At 46.3% G+C, this 16,944-nt stretch carries 9 protein-coding genes; 5 read left to right on the top strand and 4 right to left on the bottom strand.

Annotated elements, in window-relative coordinates; all coding sequences use genetic code 11:
- Positions 1 to 4: 4 nt before the first annotated feature.
- Together gltB and IEY13_RS01710 are read left to right on the top strand one after the other, a co-directional pair.
- Positions 5 to 4,540 (top strand): glutamate synthase large subunit, encoded by a 4,536-nt coding sequence (gene gltB / locus IEY13_RS01715; protein ID WP_188950067.1) that lies wholly within the window; start codon positions 5 to 7, stop codon positions 4,538 to 4,540.
- Between the two features lie 65 nt (positions 4,541 to 4,605).
- On the top strand, positions 4,606 to 6,081 hold the full coding sequence (locus tag IEY13_RS01710; protein WP_188950065.1) for a glutamate synthase subunit beta: 1,476 nt from the start codon (positions 4,606 to 4,608) through the stop codon (positions 6,079 to 6,081).
- A 244-nt stretch (positions 6,082 to 6,325) separates the two neighbouring features.
- Here the strand turns inward: IEY13_RS01710 and IEY13_RS01705 are convergent, their stop codons facing one another.
- The gene (locus IEY13_RS01705; protein WP_188950063.1) at positions 6,326 to 6,595 is read right to left on the bottom strand and encodes a hypothetical protein; all 270 of its coding nucleotides are present in this window, start codon (positions 6,593 to 6,595) and stop codon (positions 6,326 to 6,328) included.
- Positions 6,596 to 7,283: 688 nt separating this feature from the next.
- On the opposite strand from IEY13_RS01705, the gene IEY13_RS01700 reads away from it, so the two are divergent.
- Both IEY13_RS01700 and IEY13_RS01695 read left to right on the top strand, forming a co-directional pair.
- A complete protein-coding gene (locus IEY13_RS01700) occupies positions 7,284 to 8,648 on the top strand; it encodes an ammonium transporter (RefSeq protein WP_188950061.1) in 1,365 nt (454 codons plus the stop codon).
- A gap of 359 nt (positions 8,649 to 9,007) precedes the next feature.
- Entirely contained in the window at positions 9,008 to 10,081 is a 1,074-nt protein-coding gene (locus IEY13_RS01695; RefSeq protein WP_188950059.1) for an outer membrane beta-barrel protein, read from the top strand.
- Between the two features lie 77 nt (positions 10,082 to 10,158).
- Here the strand turns inward: IEY13_RS01695 and IEY13_RS01690 are convergent, their stop codons facing one another.
- Positions 10,159 to 12,726, bottom strand: a complete 2,568-nt coding sequence (locus IEY13_RS01690; protein ID WP_188950057.1) for a phosphoenolpyruvate carboxylase — start codon at positions 12,724 to 12,726, stop codon at positions 10,159 to 10,161.
- A gap of 212 nt (positions 12,727 to 12,938) precedes the next feature.
- Between IEY13_RS01690 and lpdA the strand changes: the two genes are divergently transcribed.
- On the top strand, positions 12,939 to 14,348 hold the full coding sequence (gene lpdA / locus IEY13_RS01685; RefSeq protein ID WP_188950055.1) for a dihydrolipoyl dehydrogenase: 1,410 nt from the start codon (positions 12,939 to 12,941) through the stop codon (positions 14,346 to 14,348).
- Positions 14,349 to 14,426: 78 nt separating this feature from the next.
- On the opposite strand, the gene IEY13_RS01680 is transcribed toward lpdA, so the two are convergent.
- Positions 14,427 to 15,704 (bottom strand): serine hydrolase domain-containing protein, encoded by a 1,278-nt coding sequence (locus IEY13_RS01680; RefSeq protein ID WP_188950052.1) that lies wholly within the window; start codon positions 15,702 to 15,704, stop codon positions 14,427 to 14,429.
- An 18-nt stretch (positions 15,705 to 15,722) separates the two neighbouring features.
- The gene (locus tag IEY13_RS01675; RefSeq protein WP_229687676.1) at positions 15,723 to 16,910 is read right to left on the bottom strand and encodes an MFS transporter; all 1,188 of its coding nucleotides are present in this window, start codon (positions 16,908 to 16,910) and stop codon (positions 15,723 to 15,725) included.
- Positions 16,911 to 16,944 lie beyond the last annotated feature (34 nt).

Genomic DNA, 16,944 nt, shown 5'->3' with positions numbered 1-16,944 from the left:
TAATATGCCTGTACAAAACAGACATGAGGGGTTGTATGACCCATCCTTTGAGCATGACGCTTGTGGTATTGGTTTTGTGGCCAATATTAAAGGGAACAAATCTCACCAGATTATCTCTGATGCCTTAACTGTGCTTGAGAACATGGAGCACCGTGGTGCCTGTGGTTGTGAGAACAATACAGGTGATGGTGCCGGCATTATGATTCAGATGCCGCACGAATTCTTCTTTGATGAATGTATTAAACTGGGTGTACACCTGCCTGCGTATGGCAAATACGGCGTGGGTGTGGTTTTCTTTCCCAAAGAGATACGTTTACGCGAAGAATGCCGCGATATTTTCAACCGTTCGGCTGAGAAGCTGGGCTTAGAGGTGCTGACTTACCGTAAGGTACCGGTAAACACTTCCGATATTGGCGCTACTGCCCTTTCGGTAGAACCGGAAATGGAACACGTGTTTATTGCCTGTCCGGACCACGTAACCAATCCTGATGAATTTGAGCGTAAGTTGTTTGTACTGCGTAACTACGCCAGCCATACCATTAACAACACGGTTAAAAAAGACGCAATTGGCTTTTATGTAGCCTCTTTATCGTATAAAACAGTGGTATACAAAGGCCAGCTTACCAGCGGCCAGGTAAGGCACTATTTTAACGATTTAAACAATAAACGGGTGGTATCTGCATTCGGTCTGGTTCACAGCCGCTTTGCCACTAACACCTTCCCCAGCTGGAAACTGGCGCAGCCATTCCGCTACATTGCCCACAACGGTGAAATTAACACGCTGCAGGGCAACCTTAACTGGCTTAAAACCAGCGAAAACAGCTTTACCAGCCCTTACTTTACCAAAGAAGAGCTGGATATGGTACTGCCTATTGTTACCGAAGGCCAGAGCGATAGCGCCTGCCTGGATAACATGATTGAGCTGCTGATGCTTACCGGCCGCCCTTTACCGCATGTAATGATGATGCTGATACCCGAAGCATGGGATGGCAACGAAGACATGGACCCGGTGAAAAAGGCCTTCTACGAGTTTCACGCTGCTATGATGGAACCGTGGGATGGTCCGGCTTCTATTTCTTTTACCGATGGTAAAATGATTGGCGCCACGCTGGACAGAAACGGTTTGCGCCCCAGCCGTTACTGCGTTACCAGTGATGACCGCGTAATCATGGCTTCTGAAACAGGTGCCCTGCCGGTAGATCCTTCTATCATTATTGAAAAAGGCCGCCTGCAGCCCGGTAAAATGTTTGTGGTGGACATGGAGCAGGGCCGCATTATCAGCGACGACGAAATCAAACAAAACATCTGCACCAGCAAGCCTTATGCAGAATGGCTGAACAAATACAAAATACGCCTGGAAGAACTTCCTGAGCCACGCGTAATGTTCACCCACCTGCAAACGGAGCAGATATTCAAATACCAGAAAGCCTTTGGTTATTCTACCGAAGACCTGGATACCATTATCGCCCCTATGGCGGTGGATGGCAAAGAGCCTATCGGTTCTATGGGCACCGATGCCCCGCTGGCAGTACTGAGCGATCAGCCACAGCACCTGAGCCATTACTTTAAGCAGCTGTTTGCCCAGGTAACCAACCCTCCTATCGATCCTATCCGGGAGCGCATGGTTATGTCGCTGGCTACCTTTGTGGGCAACAACGGCAACCTGCTGGTAGAAGATCCGCTTACCTGCCACTCGGTAGCACTTAAACATCCCGTACTCAATAACCACGAACTGGAAAAACTGAGAAGTATCGATACCGGTATTTATCAGGCCAAAACCCTGCAGACTTATTTCAGGGCCGATGGCAAACCAGGATCGCTGAAAGCAGGTATAGAACGCCTGTGCCGCTATGCAGCAGATGCGGTAAACGATGGTTTTGAAGTAATTATACTCAGCGACCGGGCTATTGACAGCGACCACGCTGCCATACCTACCCTGCTGGCTGTTTCTTCTGTACACCACCACCTTATCCGCAAAGGCCTCCGCAGCCAGGTAGGTATTGTGGTAGAAGCCGGTGATGTATGGGAAGTACACCACTTTGCCTGCTTGTTAGGTTTTGGCGCTACTGCCATTAACCCTTACCTGGCACTGAGTAGCATACGTGATATGCACCTGGCTGGCAAACTGAATACTACACTGGATATAGAAGCACTGAAAAAGAACTATATCAAAGCCGTGTGTGATGGCCTGCTGAAAGTGTTTTCTAAAATGGGCATCTCTACCCTGCAATCATATCAGGGTGCACAGATTTTCGAAATCATTGGCTTAAACAGAGAAGTAGTTGACAAATGCTTTACCGGCGCTACCTCACGCATTGAAGGCCTGGGCCTGGATGAAATAGCCAGAGAATCGCTGGCCAAGCATGAACTGGCATTCAGCAGAAAAGACATACCTGTTGACCGCCTGCCTGTAGGGGGTATTTACCAGTGGAAGCGTAAAGGTGAGTTTCACCTGTTTAACCCGCAAACCATTCACCTGCTGCAGCACGCTACCAGATCAAACGATTACAACACGTTTAAGAAGTATACCAAACTGGTAAACGACCAGAGCGAGAAAGCAGCTACCCTGCGCAGCCTGTTCCAGTTTAAACGTACCCGCCCTTCTATTTCTATTGAGGAAGTAGAACCGGCAGAAAACATATACAAACGCTTTGCTACCGGTGCTATGAGCTTTGGCTCTATCTCCTGGGAAGCACACACCACACTGGCCATTGCCATGAACCGCCTGGGCGGTAAAAGCAATACCGGCGAAGGTGGTGAAGATGAAGTGCGTTACCAGCCGCTGGCCAATGGCGACAGTATGCGCAGTTCCATTAAGCAGGTAGCGAGCGCCCGTTTTGGTGTAACCAGCTTATACCTTACCGAGGCAGACGAACTGCAGATTAAAATGGCGCAGGGTGCCAAGCCTGGTGAAGGTGGTCAGCTGCCCGGCCATAAAGTGGATGAGTGGATTGGTAAAACCCGCCACAGCACACCTGGCGTGGGTTTGATATCTCCGCCACCGCACCACGATATTTATTCTATTGAAGATCTGGCACAACTGATCTTCGATCTTAAAAATGCCAACCGTGCTGCACGTATTAACGTAAAGCTGGTTAGTAAAGCAGGTGTAGGCACTATTGCTGCTGGTGTGGCTAAAGCAAAAGCAGATGTAATTCTGATTGCCGGCCATGACGGTGGTACAGGCGCCAGCCCTATCAGCTCAATCAAGCACGCCGGTTTACCATGGGAATTAGGCCTTGCCGAAACCCATCAGACACTGGTAAGAAATAAACTCCGCAGCCGCGTAGTAGTTCAGGCCGATGGTCAGATGAAAACCGGTCGTGACATTGCCATTGCTGCCCTGTTAGGTGCAGAAGAGTGGGGTGTAGCTACTGCCGCGCTGATAGTAGAAGGTTGCATCATGATGCGTAAGTGTCACCTGAATACCTGCCCGGTGGGTGTGGCTACTCAGGACCCTGAACTGCGCAGCCGCTTTACCGGCGATCCGGAGCATGTAATCAACTTCTTCCGTTTTATGGTACAGGAACTGCGTGAGATTATGGCAGACCTGGGCTTTAAAACCGTGAACGAAATGGTAGGCCAGGTAGAAAGTCTGGAAATGCGCGAGAACATTACGCATTGGAAAACCAGCAAAATCAACCTCTCTCCTGTACTGTACAGAGAGCCAGCTTCGGCCCATACCGGCCTGTACAACCAGGAACAGCAGGATCATGGCCTGAGCGATGTGCTTGACTGGAAACTGCTGGAAGCCGCCAAACCGGCGCTGGAGAAGAAGCAGCCTGTTAACGCCTCCTTCAACATCCGCAACATTGACAGAACAGCAGGTACCATTTTATCTAACGAAATAACCAAGCTGTACAAAGCAGAAGGTTTACCCGATAATACCATCCATTTCAACTTTACCGGTACAGCCGGCCAAAGCTTTGGCGCCTTCAATACCAAAGGGGTTACCCTGGAGCTGGAAGGCGATGCCAACGATTACTTTGGCAAGGGCCTGAGCGGTGCCAAACTGGTGGTATACCCGGCCAAACAGGCGAAGTATACACCGGAAGACAACATCATTATTGGTAACGTAGCCTTCTATGGCGCTACCAGTGGTGAGGCGTATATCCGCGGTAAGGCAGGCGAACGCTTTTGCGTACGTAACTCCGGTGCCCGTGTGGTTACAGAAGGCGTAGGCGACCATGGTTGTGAGTACATGACCGGTGGTGTAGCCGTAATACTGGGCCCTACCGGCAGAAACTTTGCAGCAGGTATGAGCGGCGGTATTGCTTACATCTACGATGTAACAGGCACCTTTGCCTCACGCTGTAACATGGAAATGGTAGACTTAGACCCACTTAGCCATGAAGATGCAGCGCAACTGAAAGAAATTATCAGCCAGCACTATGCACACACCGGTAGTACGGTAGCACAATTTGTGTTGTCTGATTACGAAAATCAGTTACAGCATTTTGTAAAAGTATTCCCGAGAGATTACAAGGCAGCCCTCCAGAAAATGGCAGTGGACAAGTCTAAAGTGCAAACTAAAAAGTAAAAAATGTGCGGTACCTGAAGGCATGCAGCCAAACACCTTCAGGTATCTCTTAAAACTGTTTAGAGATGGGTAAACCTACAGGATTCTTAGAATTTACAAGAGAGCTTCCAGGCAAAACTGCCCCTAAGGAGCGTATCAAAAACTATAATGAATTTATAGAACGTTTTTCTCCGGAAAAGCTGAATCAGCAAAGCGCCCGTTGTATGAACTGCGGTGTGCCTTTCTGCCACAGCGGTTGCCCTTTGGGCAACGTTATTCCAGAGTTTAACGATGCCGTATACCGCAAAAGCTGGAAAGAGGCTTACGAAATACTCAGCAGCACCAATAACTTTCCTGAGTTTACCGGCCGCATTTGCCCTGCACCGTGCGAAAGTGCCTGTGTACTGGGCATTAACCAGCCACCGGTAGCTATTGAAGAAATAGAAAAGCACATTATTGAAATTGCTTTTGAAAACGGCCTGGTAAAACCACGTAAGCCTAATGTGCGTACCGGTAAAAAAATTGCCGTGGTAGGTAGCGGTCCCGCAGGCCTTGCTGCTGCTGCACAGTTAAACTATGCCGGCCACAGCGTTACTGTGTTTGAAAGAGATAACAGACCCGGTGGTTTACTGCGCTACGGTATTCCGGACTTTAAACTGGAAAAAAATGTAATTGACCGCCGTGTGGCGCTGATGGAAGAAGAAGGTGTAGTATTCCGCTGCAATGCCAACGTAGGTGTGAATGTTAGCGTGAACGATCTGGTAAGAGAATACCACGCTATTGTACTGGCAGGTGGCAGTACCATTCCGCGCGACCTGCCTATTCCCGGCCGTCAGCTGAAAGGTGTACACTTTGCTATGGAGTTTTTGAAACAACAGAACCAGCGTGTAGCCAACGAACCTATTGCTGTGGAAGAAATAAAATCTACCGGCAAAAATGTAGTGGTAATTGGTGGTGGCGATACCGGCAGCGACTGCGTAGGTACCAGCAACCGCCACGGCGCCAAAAGCATTACTCAGTTTGAATTAATGCCTAAGCCTGCCGCCAGCCGTACCCCTTTTATGCCATGGCCTACCTACCCCATGATTTTAAAAACCTCCACCTCGCACGATGAAGGTTGTGAGCGCCACTGGGCTATTGCTACCAAAGAATTCCTGGGCAACGATAAAGGCGAACTGACCGGTTTAAAAATAGTAGACCTGGAATGGAAGATCACAGAAGATGGTCGCCCTGCCCAGTTTACTGAAATAGCTGGCAGCGAAAGAGTAATCCCTTGCGAAAGAGCTTACCTGGCCATGGGCTTTTTACATGCACAGCATGAAGGCATGGTAAAGGAACTGGGTGTGGAAACTGACGACCGTGGTAATGTAAAAGCCGGTGAAAAAGCTTTCCAGAGCAATATTTCAAAAGTGTTTGCCTGTGGCGATATGCGCCGTGGCCAGTCACTGGTGGTATGGGCCATCAGCGAAGGCCGTGAGTGCGCCAGAAAAGTAGACGAGTTTTTAATGGGCAGCTCGCTGCTTGAAACAAAAGACGAGTCGCTTTTACAGGCAGTTATCTAGTTTTTATTCCCGATTTATAGCTGAACAACAAGCCACCACCTTTTCAGGTGATGGCTTTTTTTATGTGGGCTTTTCATGCTACCCGTTAAGCGCCCTGCCACTACCCATTAGCTACCGTAAGTGCCACTGTTGTACGCTTTGATAATCCATTGGGCTTGGAAAGCCAACATTGTATGCATAGCTAACCTATTTATACCAGGTGAGAGCGCGACCACGTTGATATGTAACCTCCGGCATCAGCTAACTACGCAACCTCCTGTATATACACCTCACTTATAACGGGTAAGACAACAACCACATGAATACATAACCTACCAGCACCCGAAGCACCCGTAGCCAGGTGCATGTGAAATCTTTTGGCACCAGGCGAGTCGGCAACCATATGCATACACAAGCCGTTGGCACCAGGCGAGCCCGCAACCACGTGAATGTACAACCTCTTAGCACCAGGGGAACCCGCAACCATATGCATACACAACTCGTTGGCACCAGGCGGGTACATAACCATGTGCATGCCTAACCTGTTGACACCAGGTAAGCCCGTAACCACATGAATATACAACCTGTTAGCACCAGGGAAACCCGCAACCATATGCAGGCGCCCTCATTAACCCCACATAGGCCACCAATCATATGCATGTACAATCCGTTAACACCAGGTTTATCCACAAACATGCACTTGTACACCTCATTAAGCACCAGATCTACAGCAATCATAAACATGTACGTTCCGGCAACAGCAGCAAACTACCTGGTCGCTTCAAAAAATAATTTTTCGATGCAGCCACTTATTATTTTAATAGGGATATAGCATTTAAAATATGATTTAGACCAATCATTCTTCTTAAAATTCACGGCATGCGACTCAAAATAACACACATGCTACTTTTTAATTATAACAAAACACCAGAGCTTTTATCCCTCCCCTGCTAATGAAAGCTTACCTCACAGCAACAAATGCATTAATTAAATTTTACATTTAAAAAAATCCAGGGAGATACCCGTTTTTTAAAAAAATTGAAAATTCAGAAACTATGGAGTTTACAGGTAGTAAAAGCTTACAAGTGATTGTGTAATAGCTACATAGCACTTTAAATTAAATAAAATAATATTTGTACAAAAATTTGCACATTCTCTATTTAGTCGTACATTTATTTAAATTAGATCATATCTATTAATTTTTAATTTAAACCAGAACAATTATGAGTAAAGTCACTATTAAGCAGGTGGCACCCTTCGTACTCTTGTCGTTGATTGCAATTGCCGCAATTTTTGTCAAGTCAGACGCCCCCACTACCGATCCGTCTACTTACAGCGCAGCAGACATTACCTGGATACTAGTTTCCAGTGCGCTGGTATTTCTGATGACACCGGGTCTTGCATTTTTCTACGGTGGCATGGTAGACAGAAAGAACGTTATTTCCACTATGATGAAAAGCCTGGTAGCTGCGGGTATCGTTAGCGTACTTTGGGTAGTAGTAGGCTTTAGCCTTTGTTTCGGCGATTCTATCGGCGGTTTCATTGGCAATCCTTCCACTTTCCTGTTTTTCAAAAACGTAGTTTCCGGCGCTCCTGCCTTACAGGGTGGTGCTCCGCTGACTATTCCATTATTACTGTTTTCTGTATTCCAGCTGATGTTTGCGATTATTACGCCCGGTCTGGTAGTAGGTGCGGTTGCAGAACGTATCCGTTTTACTGCCTATGTACTGTTTGTAGTATTGTTCAGCTTGCTGGTTTACGCACCTCTGGCACACTGGAGCTGGCATCCTAACGGCTTCCTGGCTAAAATGGGTGTATTTGACTTTGCCGGTGGTACTGTGGTACACATTTCTGCCGGTTGTGCTGCACTGGCTGGTGCGCTGGTATTAAAACGCAGACACACGCACATTGAGCACAGAGAAATTCCACCAGCTAACGTACCGTACGTATTAATTGGTACCGGTTTACTGTGGTTTGGCTGGTTTGGCTTTAACGCCGGTAGCGCATTAAGCGCTGGTCCGCTGGCTGTTTCAGCTTTTGCTACTACTAATACTGCTGCAGGCGCTGCAGGTTTATCCTGGATGTTCTTTGATGTGGTTCGTGGTAAAAAACCTTCTGCCTTAGGTTTTTGTATCGGAGCTGTAGTAGGTCTGGTAGCTATTACCCCTGCTGCCGGTTTCGTAGCCATTCCACAGAGCATTTTCATTGGCGCGTTTGCTGCTATCGTTTCCAACGTAGCTGTATACTACAAACAAAAATCAACACTGGACGATGCCTTAGACGTATTCCCCTGCCACGGTATTGGTGGTATGGTAGGTATGTTAATGACTGGCTTGTTCGCTACCAAAACAGTGAACCCTGCTGGTCCTGATGGCTTGCTCTATGGTAACTCTGCTTTCTTCTTCATTCAGTTGAAAGCGATGTTGATTGTAGTTGCATTCAGCTTCGTGGTATCTTTTGCCATCTTTAAATTTATCGGCCTCATATTACCGTTGCGTGTAAGTAAAGAAGAAGAAGCGGAAGGCTTAGATGCTACACAGCACAACGAAGAATATGCAGGTAAGAACATAGCACTTGTTGCATCTTAATCTTAATACTGTTCTTATTTTTCACTGGATTTTATTCATAAAAGGGTGAGCGGGCTACCAACCGTATCCCGTTCATCCTCTGGTTTTAGAAGTAGATTTTTGCCTGAAGAAACATGAGATTAGCTTAGATTGTTGTTACTGCCAGACGAACCAAAAGAACTAACTGACGACTTCGAGAAACAACTGCCGAGTTGGCTGCCATCTATAACACACGGAATTTAGCATTTAGACACACACACTAACATAGTTGAAAGCAGAAAAGGCATTGCCTTTACGTGAACGACTGCGAAACGCTTCTGGAACAAGCCTACGCAATCCGTAATGCAACACCCTTTCTTTAACACTTAAAAATCCTCACAATGTTACAAAAATTATTGGCAACAGGCGTTGTTGCATGCACTGCCGTATGCACTTATGCCCAGGATTCTACTAAAGCAGGCACCTTTACATTATCAGGTAATGCAGATGCTTATTACAGATATAACTTTAGTAAGCCACCTGTAGGAGGCGACCCCAAATACAACAGCATTACTAGCTTTACCAAATCGCATAACTCTTTTGAGCTGGGTATGGCGTCCCTTAAGGCTGAATACACCAAAGGAAAAGCCGGTGTAGTTGCCGATCTGGGCTTTGGTAACAGGGCCGAAGAGTTTGCTTATAATGATGCCAATACCCGACTGGCCATTAAACAATTATATGTTACTTATTCCCCCAGCAGTGCTGTAAAACTTACCTTAGGTAGCTGGGCAACACACGTAGGTTATGAGGTACTGGACCCATACCTGAACAGAAACTACAGCATGAGTTATATGTTCTCTTTCGGACCATTCTCTCATACCGGTGTTAAAGCAGACATCAGCCTGGGAGGCACCAGTTCGTTAATGTTAGGTGTAGCCAACCCTACTGACCTCAGAAGTGCTAACAGTGCCCCTAAAACATTTCTGGGACAATTTGCTACCGGAAGCGTTAACGGTAAGTACAAAGCTTACCTGAACTTTGTAGGCGGCAAACAAAACGATCTGAGAAAGGTAATACAAGGAGATGTGGTATTAACCGGCGCCTTCACTTCTCAGTTCAGCTTAGCGCTTAACGGCACCCTGCAAAATGTAAAAACAAGACCCGCTATAGCAGATCCTTACACCAGCGGTACCTGGTGGGGTGCAGCAGGTTATGCAAACTACGATTTCAACAGCTGGTTTGGTGCAACGGCAAGGCTTGAGTATGTAAAAGACAAAGACAATCTCTTTGCGCTTACTCACGGCATTAACCATGTATGGGTACCTACCATTTCTGCCAACTTTAAAATTGACAACCTTACTATTATACCCGAATTCCGTTTAGATGCTGCTAAAAACAACGCATTTGAAAAATCAGACGGTACACTCACCAAAAGTAGCAGCACGCTTTTACTCGCCGCTACCTATCATTTTTAACCCAACAGTTATCAACATAACAAAACTAAAAAGCCCGGCAAATGCCGGGCTTTTTGCTATTGATACTTATAAAAAACTTACACAGAATTTCTGCCTGCGTTGATAATACCAAACGAGCAACGCATTACCATTTTCTCGTAAGCACCTTTTACAGGCGATTCAATCAACTGCTCATCCAACTCTCTTACTTTGGTAATACCATATTGCTGAATGGTCAGCAAAGGCAGTACTATGCGCTCACGCATCTGAATAGACAACTGATCTACCGGGTAGTTGCTCATCAGATCAGATTCGCCGGATAAACGAAGTACATATTTTTTTGTCAGCTCATACTCCCCATAAATAAGGTTCCATATTTCGCCGTACTTAGGATGCTTAGATAAGAAGGCTGTAAGCGGGAAGAAGCTTTTCTTCATCGACATCTCACAGTTATCCATCAACGTTTTAAACAGCAGGCTTTTGTTGTACAGGTTCTGTACATCTTCCCATCTGCCTTCTTTCTCTATTTTCTGTAAAGCAGTACCTACACCAAAGTAACCGGTAACATTCTGCTTTAACTGGCTCCATGAACCTACATAAGGAATAGCACGCAGATCGTTTAAGCTAAGCTGATTGCTGTTACCTCTTTTAGCAGGGCGGCTGCCGATGTTGGTTTGAGAATAGAAGCGCAGCGGACTGGCATGGCCCAGATACTCCAGGAAGCAAGGGTGATTTTTAAGCGCCACATAGGCTTCAAAGCTATCTTCAGCCAACTTATTCAGCAGGGCATCTTCCGATGGTTCCAGCGTGGTTTTACGCTGTGCAAACAATTCGTTGGAAATACCTGCGTTAATCAGCTGCTCTATGTTAAACTGTGCAGAGTCAATAGTACCAAAGTTAGAACTGATGGTTTGGCCCTGTATAGTCAGTTGAATTTCGTTGTTGGCAATATTCTGTCCCATAGAGGCATAGAACTTATGGGTTTTACCACCACCACGTGCCGGCGGGCCTCCCCTGCCATCAAAGAACACCACATCCACATCGTATTCACGTGAAATGCGGGTAAGTTCTTCCTTCGCTTTGTAAATGCCCCAGTTAGCCATCAGGTAGCCACCATCTTTGGTACCGTCTGAAAAGCCGAGCATAATGGTTTGTGTATTACCTCTGGCCTGCAGATGTTCGCGGTAGGCTTTAATACCATACAGCTTTTTCATAGCAGCACCTGCATTCTGTAAATCTTCTACCGTTTCAAACAGCGGCACAATATCTATAGATAACTCGTTCTTTTTCCAGCCGCCCAGCATAAACAAACCGTATACCTCCATCATGTTCAGCGCACTGGTAGTGTGGCTGATAATGTAACGGTGGCAACCTGCTTCTCCATTCACTTTCTGAATACCTTTTACGGCACGTATTGTTTCCAGGCTGTCGCGGGTAAGCTCATCATCCAGTACACTGATGTCGGTAAGTTCCTGCACGTTCATCAGCGCAGTAATCTTCTCGTCTTCACTCATTTGCGGATAGTTGGCAGGCAGTAGTTTGGTATGCGCCAGAATATCTTCAATGGCTTTGGTGTGTATGCTGCTGTCCTGGCGCACGTCCAGTGAGGCAAAGTGCAAACCAAATACCTGCACTTTGCTTATCAGGCTTTCCAGCTTGTACAGGAATAAACCGTTGTGCTGTGTAATCAGGGTTTCTTTAATCTGATACAATACGCGCAGTATTTCACCGCCACATACATCACACGGATACTCTTTTACAAACAGGTTATCGTACAATCTGTTTTCCAAAGCCAGCAGTGCATCGCTGATACCTTTAAAGGTAAGGCGGCGGCGCAGCTTACGCAGCTCCAGATAATAGCACTTCATAATACTGCGGCGTAACGATTCTGCTACTTTTACCGTAGTGTCTGCCGTTACAAACGGGTTACCATCACGGTCGCCACCCGGCCAGAAGCCCAGGTGAATCAGCGGGTTTTCATCGCTTACCGCATCAGGAAACTGTGCTTTAATCTCACTCAGTATTTTACCGGAGGCAGGATAGAATATATTTTCCAGATACCACAGCAGGCTTACCGCCTCATCGTATGGCTTTGGTTTTTCTCTTTTCAGGAAAGGCGTTTTACCCAGCTGTTGCAGGTATTCGTTTACCGAAGCACTGTCAGCATTGGCCAGGGCTTTTGCCAGATCGCTGATAATACCCAGCACTTCACCCGGATAAAACTGAGTGGGGTGCGCGGTTAACACCAGGCGAATGGAAAAGCGTTTCATTTTCTCCGCAAGTGCTTCCTGCTTACCTTTCTGAATTACTTCAGACTGAAGGTGCTTTAAGCTACCCGGCCCATTCATATCGTGTGTATTACAGAATGCAGCGTCTTCCAGCGCATCAAACAATACTACCTGTCTTTCAGCGTACTGGATAAAACGGAACAGCAGATCCATCATTTCCTGCTCTTTTTTATAGGGCGTATACTGCTCCATAAAAGAGGTAATAATTTCATCAGGACTTAACTGCTTCCGGTACCCTTCTTCGCAATGAATCAGGAACAACGATAACAATACCCCCGTTTTCTCGATACGGTGAAAAGGCAGGGATGTAAAAAGGCTGTTGTACAATTGAAACCGGATAGCTACCAGGTTCTTGTATTGCTGTAAAACATTATCCATAATATACACATTGTTAACAGTATGATCAGCAAACTGTTACGGCGGTCTAAGGTAGCACAAAATCAGCTATGCCCGTTGTACCCCCCTTAAATTTGGATAATATTCAATATCCACACCTATGTGAACAACAGCTGTTAGCAGGGTAAGTATTTTTTTAATTTGACGGCTTCCGCGTAATTTCGCACATCTTATCAATAAAATCATTTAGTGCCATGGCATACGATGTAATTGTTTTGGGCAGTGGTCCCGGAGGTTATCCCGCCGCTATCCGTGCCTCACAGCTTGGATTTAAAGTAGCAATCATTGAAAAAGAAGTGTTAGGTGGTATATGCCTGAACTGGGGTTGTATTCCTACAAAAGCGTTGCTGAAAAGTACGCAGGTGTATGAGTATATGAAGCACAGCACTGCTTATGGTATTAATGCAACAGGTGTACAGGCCGATTTTGGAGCTGTAATCAAGCGTAGCCGTGGCGTTGCCGATAAAATGAATAAAGGCGTTCAGTTTCTGATGAAGAAGAACAAGATTGATGTAATCATGGGCTTCGGTAAACTGAAAGCAAAAGGTCAGGTAGAAGTTACTGCTGCTGATGGCAAAACCAGCGTAGTAGAAGGTAAATATATTATCATAGCAACCGGTGCACGTGCACGCGAGCTGCCAAACCTGCCTATTGACGGTAAAAAAGTAATTGGCTACCGCGAAGCAATGGTACTGCCTGAGCAACCTAAAAGCATGATTGTAGTAGGTAGCGGCGCTATAGGCGTTGAGTTTGCTTACATCTACAACAGCCTGGGTACTAAAGTAACCATCGTAGAGTTTCTGCCACGCATTGTTCCGGTTGAAGATGAAGACATTTCTAAAGAACTGGAAAAACAATACAAGAAACTGGGCATTGAAGTAATGACCAACTCTTCTGTTGAAAAAGTAGACACTTCTGGCAAACAGGTGAAGGCTACTGTTAAAAAACAAGACGGCAGCACTGTAACCCTGGAAGCAGACGTGGTGTTAAGCGCAGTAGGCATTGCCGCTAACATTGAAGGCATTGGCCTGGAAACGCTGGGCGTTAAAACTGAAAAAGGCAGAGTAACTGTTGATAAAAACTACCAGACCACTGTACCAGGCATTTATGCTATTGGTGACTGTGCTCCTGGCCAGGCGCTGGCACACGTTGCTACCAAAGAAGGTATCAATGCTGCTGAAGCCATTGGTTTTATTGAGAAGAAATATGGCCACCAGCCTGAGCCTATCGATTATAACAACATTCCTGGCTGTACCTATTGTACTCCTGAAATTGCCAGCGTTGGTTATACCGAGAAAGCAGCTAAAGAAGCTGGTTACGAAGTTAAAGTGGGTAAATTCCCCTTCATCGCATCTGGTAAAGCAACTGCCGCCGGTGCTACTGATGGCTTTGTAAAAGTAATCTTCGACGCTAAATACGGTGAGTTCCTGGGTGCACACATGATTGGTAACAACGTTACTGAAATGATTGCAGAAGTATCTGTAGCACGTAAACTGGAAACAACCGGCCATGAAATTCTGAACGCTATTCACCCTCACCCAACTATGAGTGAAGCAGTGAAAGAAGCCGTTGCAGTAGCTTATGGCGAAGCGATTGACATCTAGACTGAATGTTCGCAATAAAGTAAAATGCCGGTGCTATTGCAACCGGCATTTTTACTTTATATATGTTTCAGCGGTGTATTAATCCAGACTCTGATATACCAGCGCTTTAAACTTATCCTGAATTTCGCCATGTGTAAGTGGCATCTGGTTTATAAACAGCAAGCCCACCAGTTTCTTCTGAGGATCGGCCCAATAGATGGTACCAAAATAACCGCCCCAGGCAAAAGTACCTGTAGAGGCCCCTATTTTGGCAGCTCCCCTGTCGGTAGTAATTTCAAAGCCCAGCCCAAACTTATTTACCCCTACCATTACATCGCCCACCTGGTTCATAGTCATTAACTCCACGGTGCGGGGTGCCAGAATACGTTTACCATTGTAAGTACCGCCGTTCAGCAATGCCTGTAAAAAAATAGCATAGTCCTTTACTGTAGATACCAGCCCCGCGCCACCGGAAAAGTAGCTGCCGTTTCTTTTAGCATATTCTGCTGATACAGGCATTTCCGGAGATTCTTTAAAAGGCACCAGCTGCCTGGTTACTTTATCTGTTGTATATAAGGTTACCAGGCGCGTGTGTTTGGCAGCAGGCAGATAAAAATACGTATCCTTCATACCCAGCGGTTCAAATATGCGGGTAGCAAAAAAGCGATCCAGCGGTATACCTGATACCACTTCTACCAGGTAGCCCAATACATCTGTATTTAAGCCATAGGTAAACTTTTCGCCGGGGTTATGTTCCAGTGGCAATGAGCCCAGGCGGGGGATAGCGTAGTGCAAATGAAAAGTATCGCTGCCAATACCGGAAGGGATATGCGCTTTGGCATAAATAGCCTTCATTTTTTTAGCACCAATGCCTGCATAACCAATACCAGAGGTATGTGTAAGCAAATCGCGGATGGTTACTTCTCTTTTAGCAGGCATAGTAGTATAAGAGCTGTCTTTCTCGTTAAACTGATCCAGCACCTGCGGTTTGGCAAAAGAGGGAATGTATCTGGAAACAGGATCATCCAGCAGCAACTTACCTTCTTCAAACAGCATCATTACCGCAACGCTGGTAATGGCTTTGGTTTGGGAGGCAATGCGGAATATAGCATCCTTTTGCATAGTGGTACCCGGTGCAGCCGTACCAAAGGCTTTGTTATATACAATAGCACCATCTTTGGCAATCAGCGCCACTGCGCCTTTCAGCCAGCTGCTGTCCACATACTGTTGCAGGGTTTTATCAATCCGCTGCAGGCGGGCAGCACTTACTTTTACTTTAGCAGCATCCGTTTCCTGCAAGGGCTGCTGTGCCTGTACACCTTGTGTCAGCAACAGGCCCGCTATGGGGGCAGTAAGTAGTAGCCATCTATTTTTCATATAAAGCATTGAGTTTAGTTAAACAGGTTTAGTACCCTTTTTCCAGGTTAAAATATAAATAAGAAACGCAGCCAGCATAAATATACAGCCTGCTGTACAAACCGCCGTCCAGCCGCCCACTGCCCACATACCCAGGCCAATGGCTGAGCCCATAGAAGTGCCTATAAAACTCATGGTCATATATACGGTATTCAGGCGGTTGCGTGCCTCCGGCATCAGCGCATATACACGGCTCTGGTTAGATACGTGAATACATTGCAGCCCCAGATCCAGCACCACAATACCAATAATTAATGCGATAACTGATACAGAAAAAACCATAAACGCTACGTAGGAAAGCATTACCAGTATAATACCGTAACCTACCGGTACACGCGGGTTGCGTTTATCTGCCGAGCCGCCTATTAATGGTGCCAGTAAGGCACCCGCTGCTGCGGCCAGCCCAAACATACCAATGGTATCGCTATGGTAAAGGAAAGGCGGTAAAGACAGGTGTAGTACCATGGTAGTCCAGAACATACCAAAGGCAGCAAAAGCCAGCGCGTTAATGGCAGAAGCTTCACGCAGCAGTGGCTGCTCTTTAATAAGCGTAAGTAATGATTTCATTAGTATACCGTAGCTACCAATAAAATGCGGTTTGCTTTTAGGAAAAGATACCCGCATCAGCAGTAACAGGCTGGCAGTAATACCCGCAGCTATCCAGAACATGCCGCGCCAGCCCATCCATGCACCTATCCAGCCACTCAGCGTGCGGGATAACAATATACCCACCAGCAGGCCACTCATAATAGAGCCTACCACTTTGCCCCTTTTTTCAGGAGCCGCTAAATGTGCTGCTAACGGTAATATCAGTTGTGGAACTACGGAGGTAAAACCAATACAAAGGCTGGCAATTTGCAGCAATAATAGTGAAGGAGCTTTGGCAGCTGCAATCAGCGATAACACAGCGCCCAGTGTGGTAAACAAAATCTGCTTTCTACGCTCCAGTTTATCGCCCAATGGCACCAGAAACAAAAGTCCCAGTGCATACCCCAGTTGGGTAAGAAAAGTAATAACCCCTGCCCTTGCTTCGGACACGCCAAACTCTTTACTGATTAACACCACTAAAGGCTGGCAATAATAAATGTTCGCTACAATTAATCCTGTACAGGCAGCCATTAAAATAATGTGCCTGCTTTCCAATGCATTTTCCGGCTTTGTGCTCATGATAGGCAAAGGTAAGCAGGCACAAACTGCCTTA

Source organism: Filimonas zeae (genome assembly GCF_014641615.1).
Taxonomy (GTDB): domain Bacteria; phylum Bacteroidota; class Bacteroidia; order Chitinophagales; family Chitinophagaceae; genus Filimonas; species Filimonas zeae.
The sequence above is the reverse complement of the archived record's forward strand: the minus strand, read 5'-3'. Positions and strand labels throughout refer to the sequence as shown.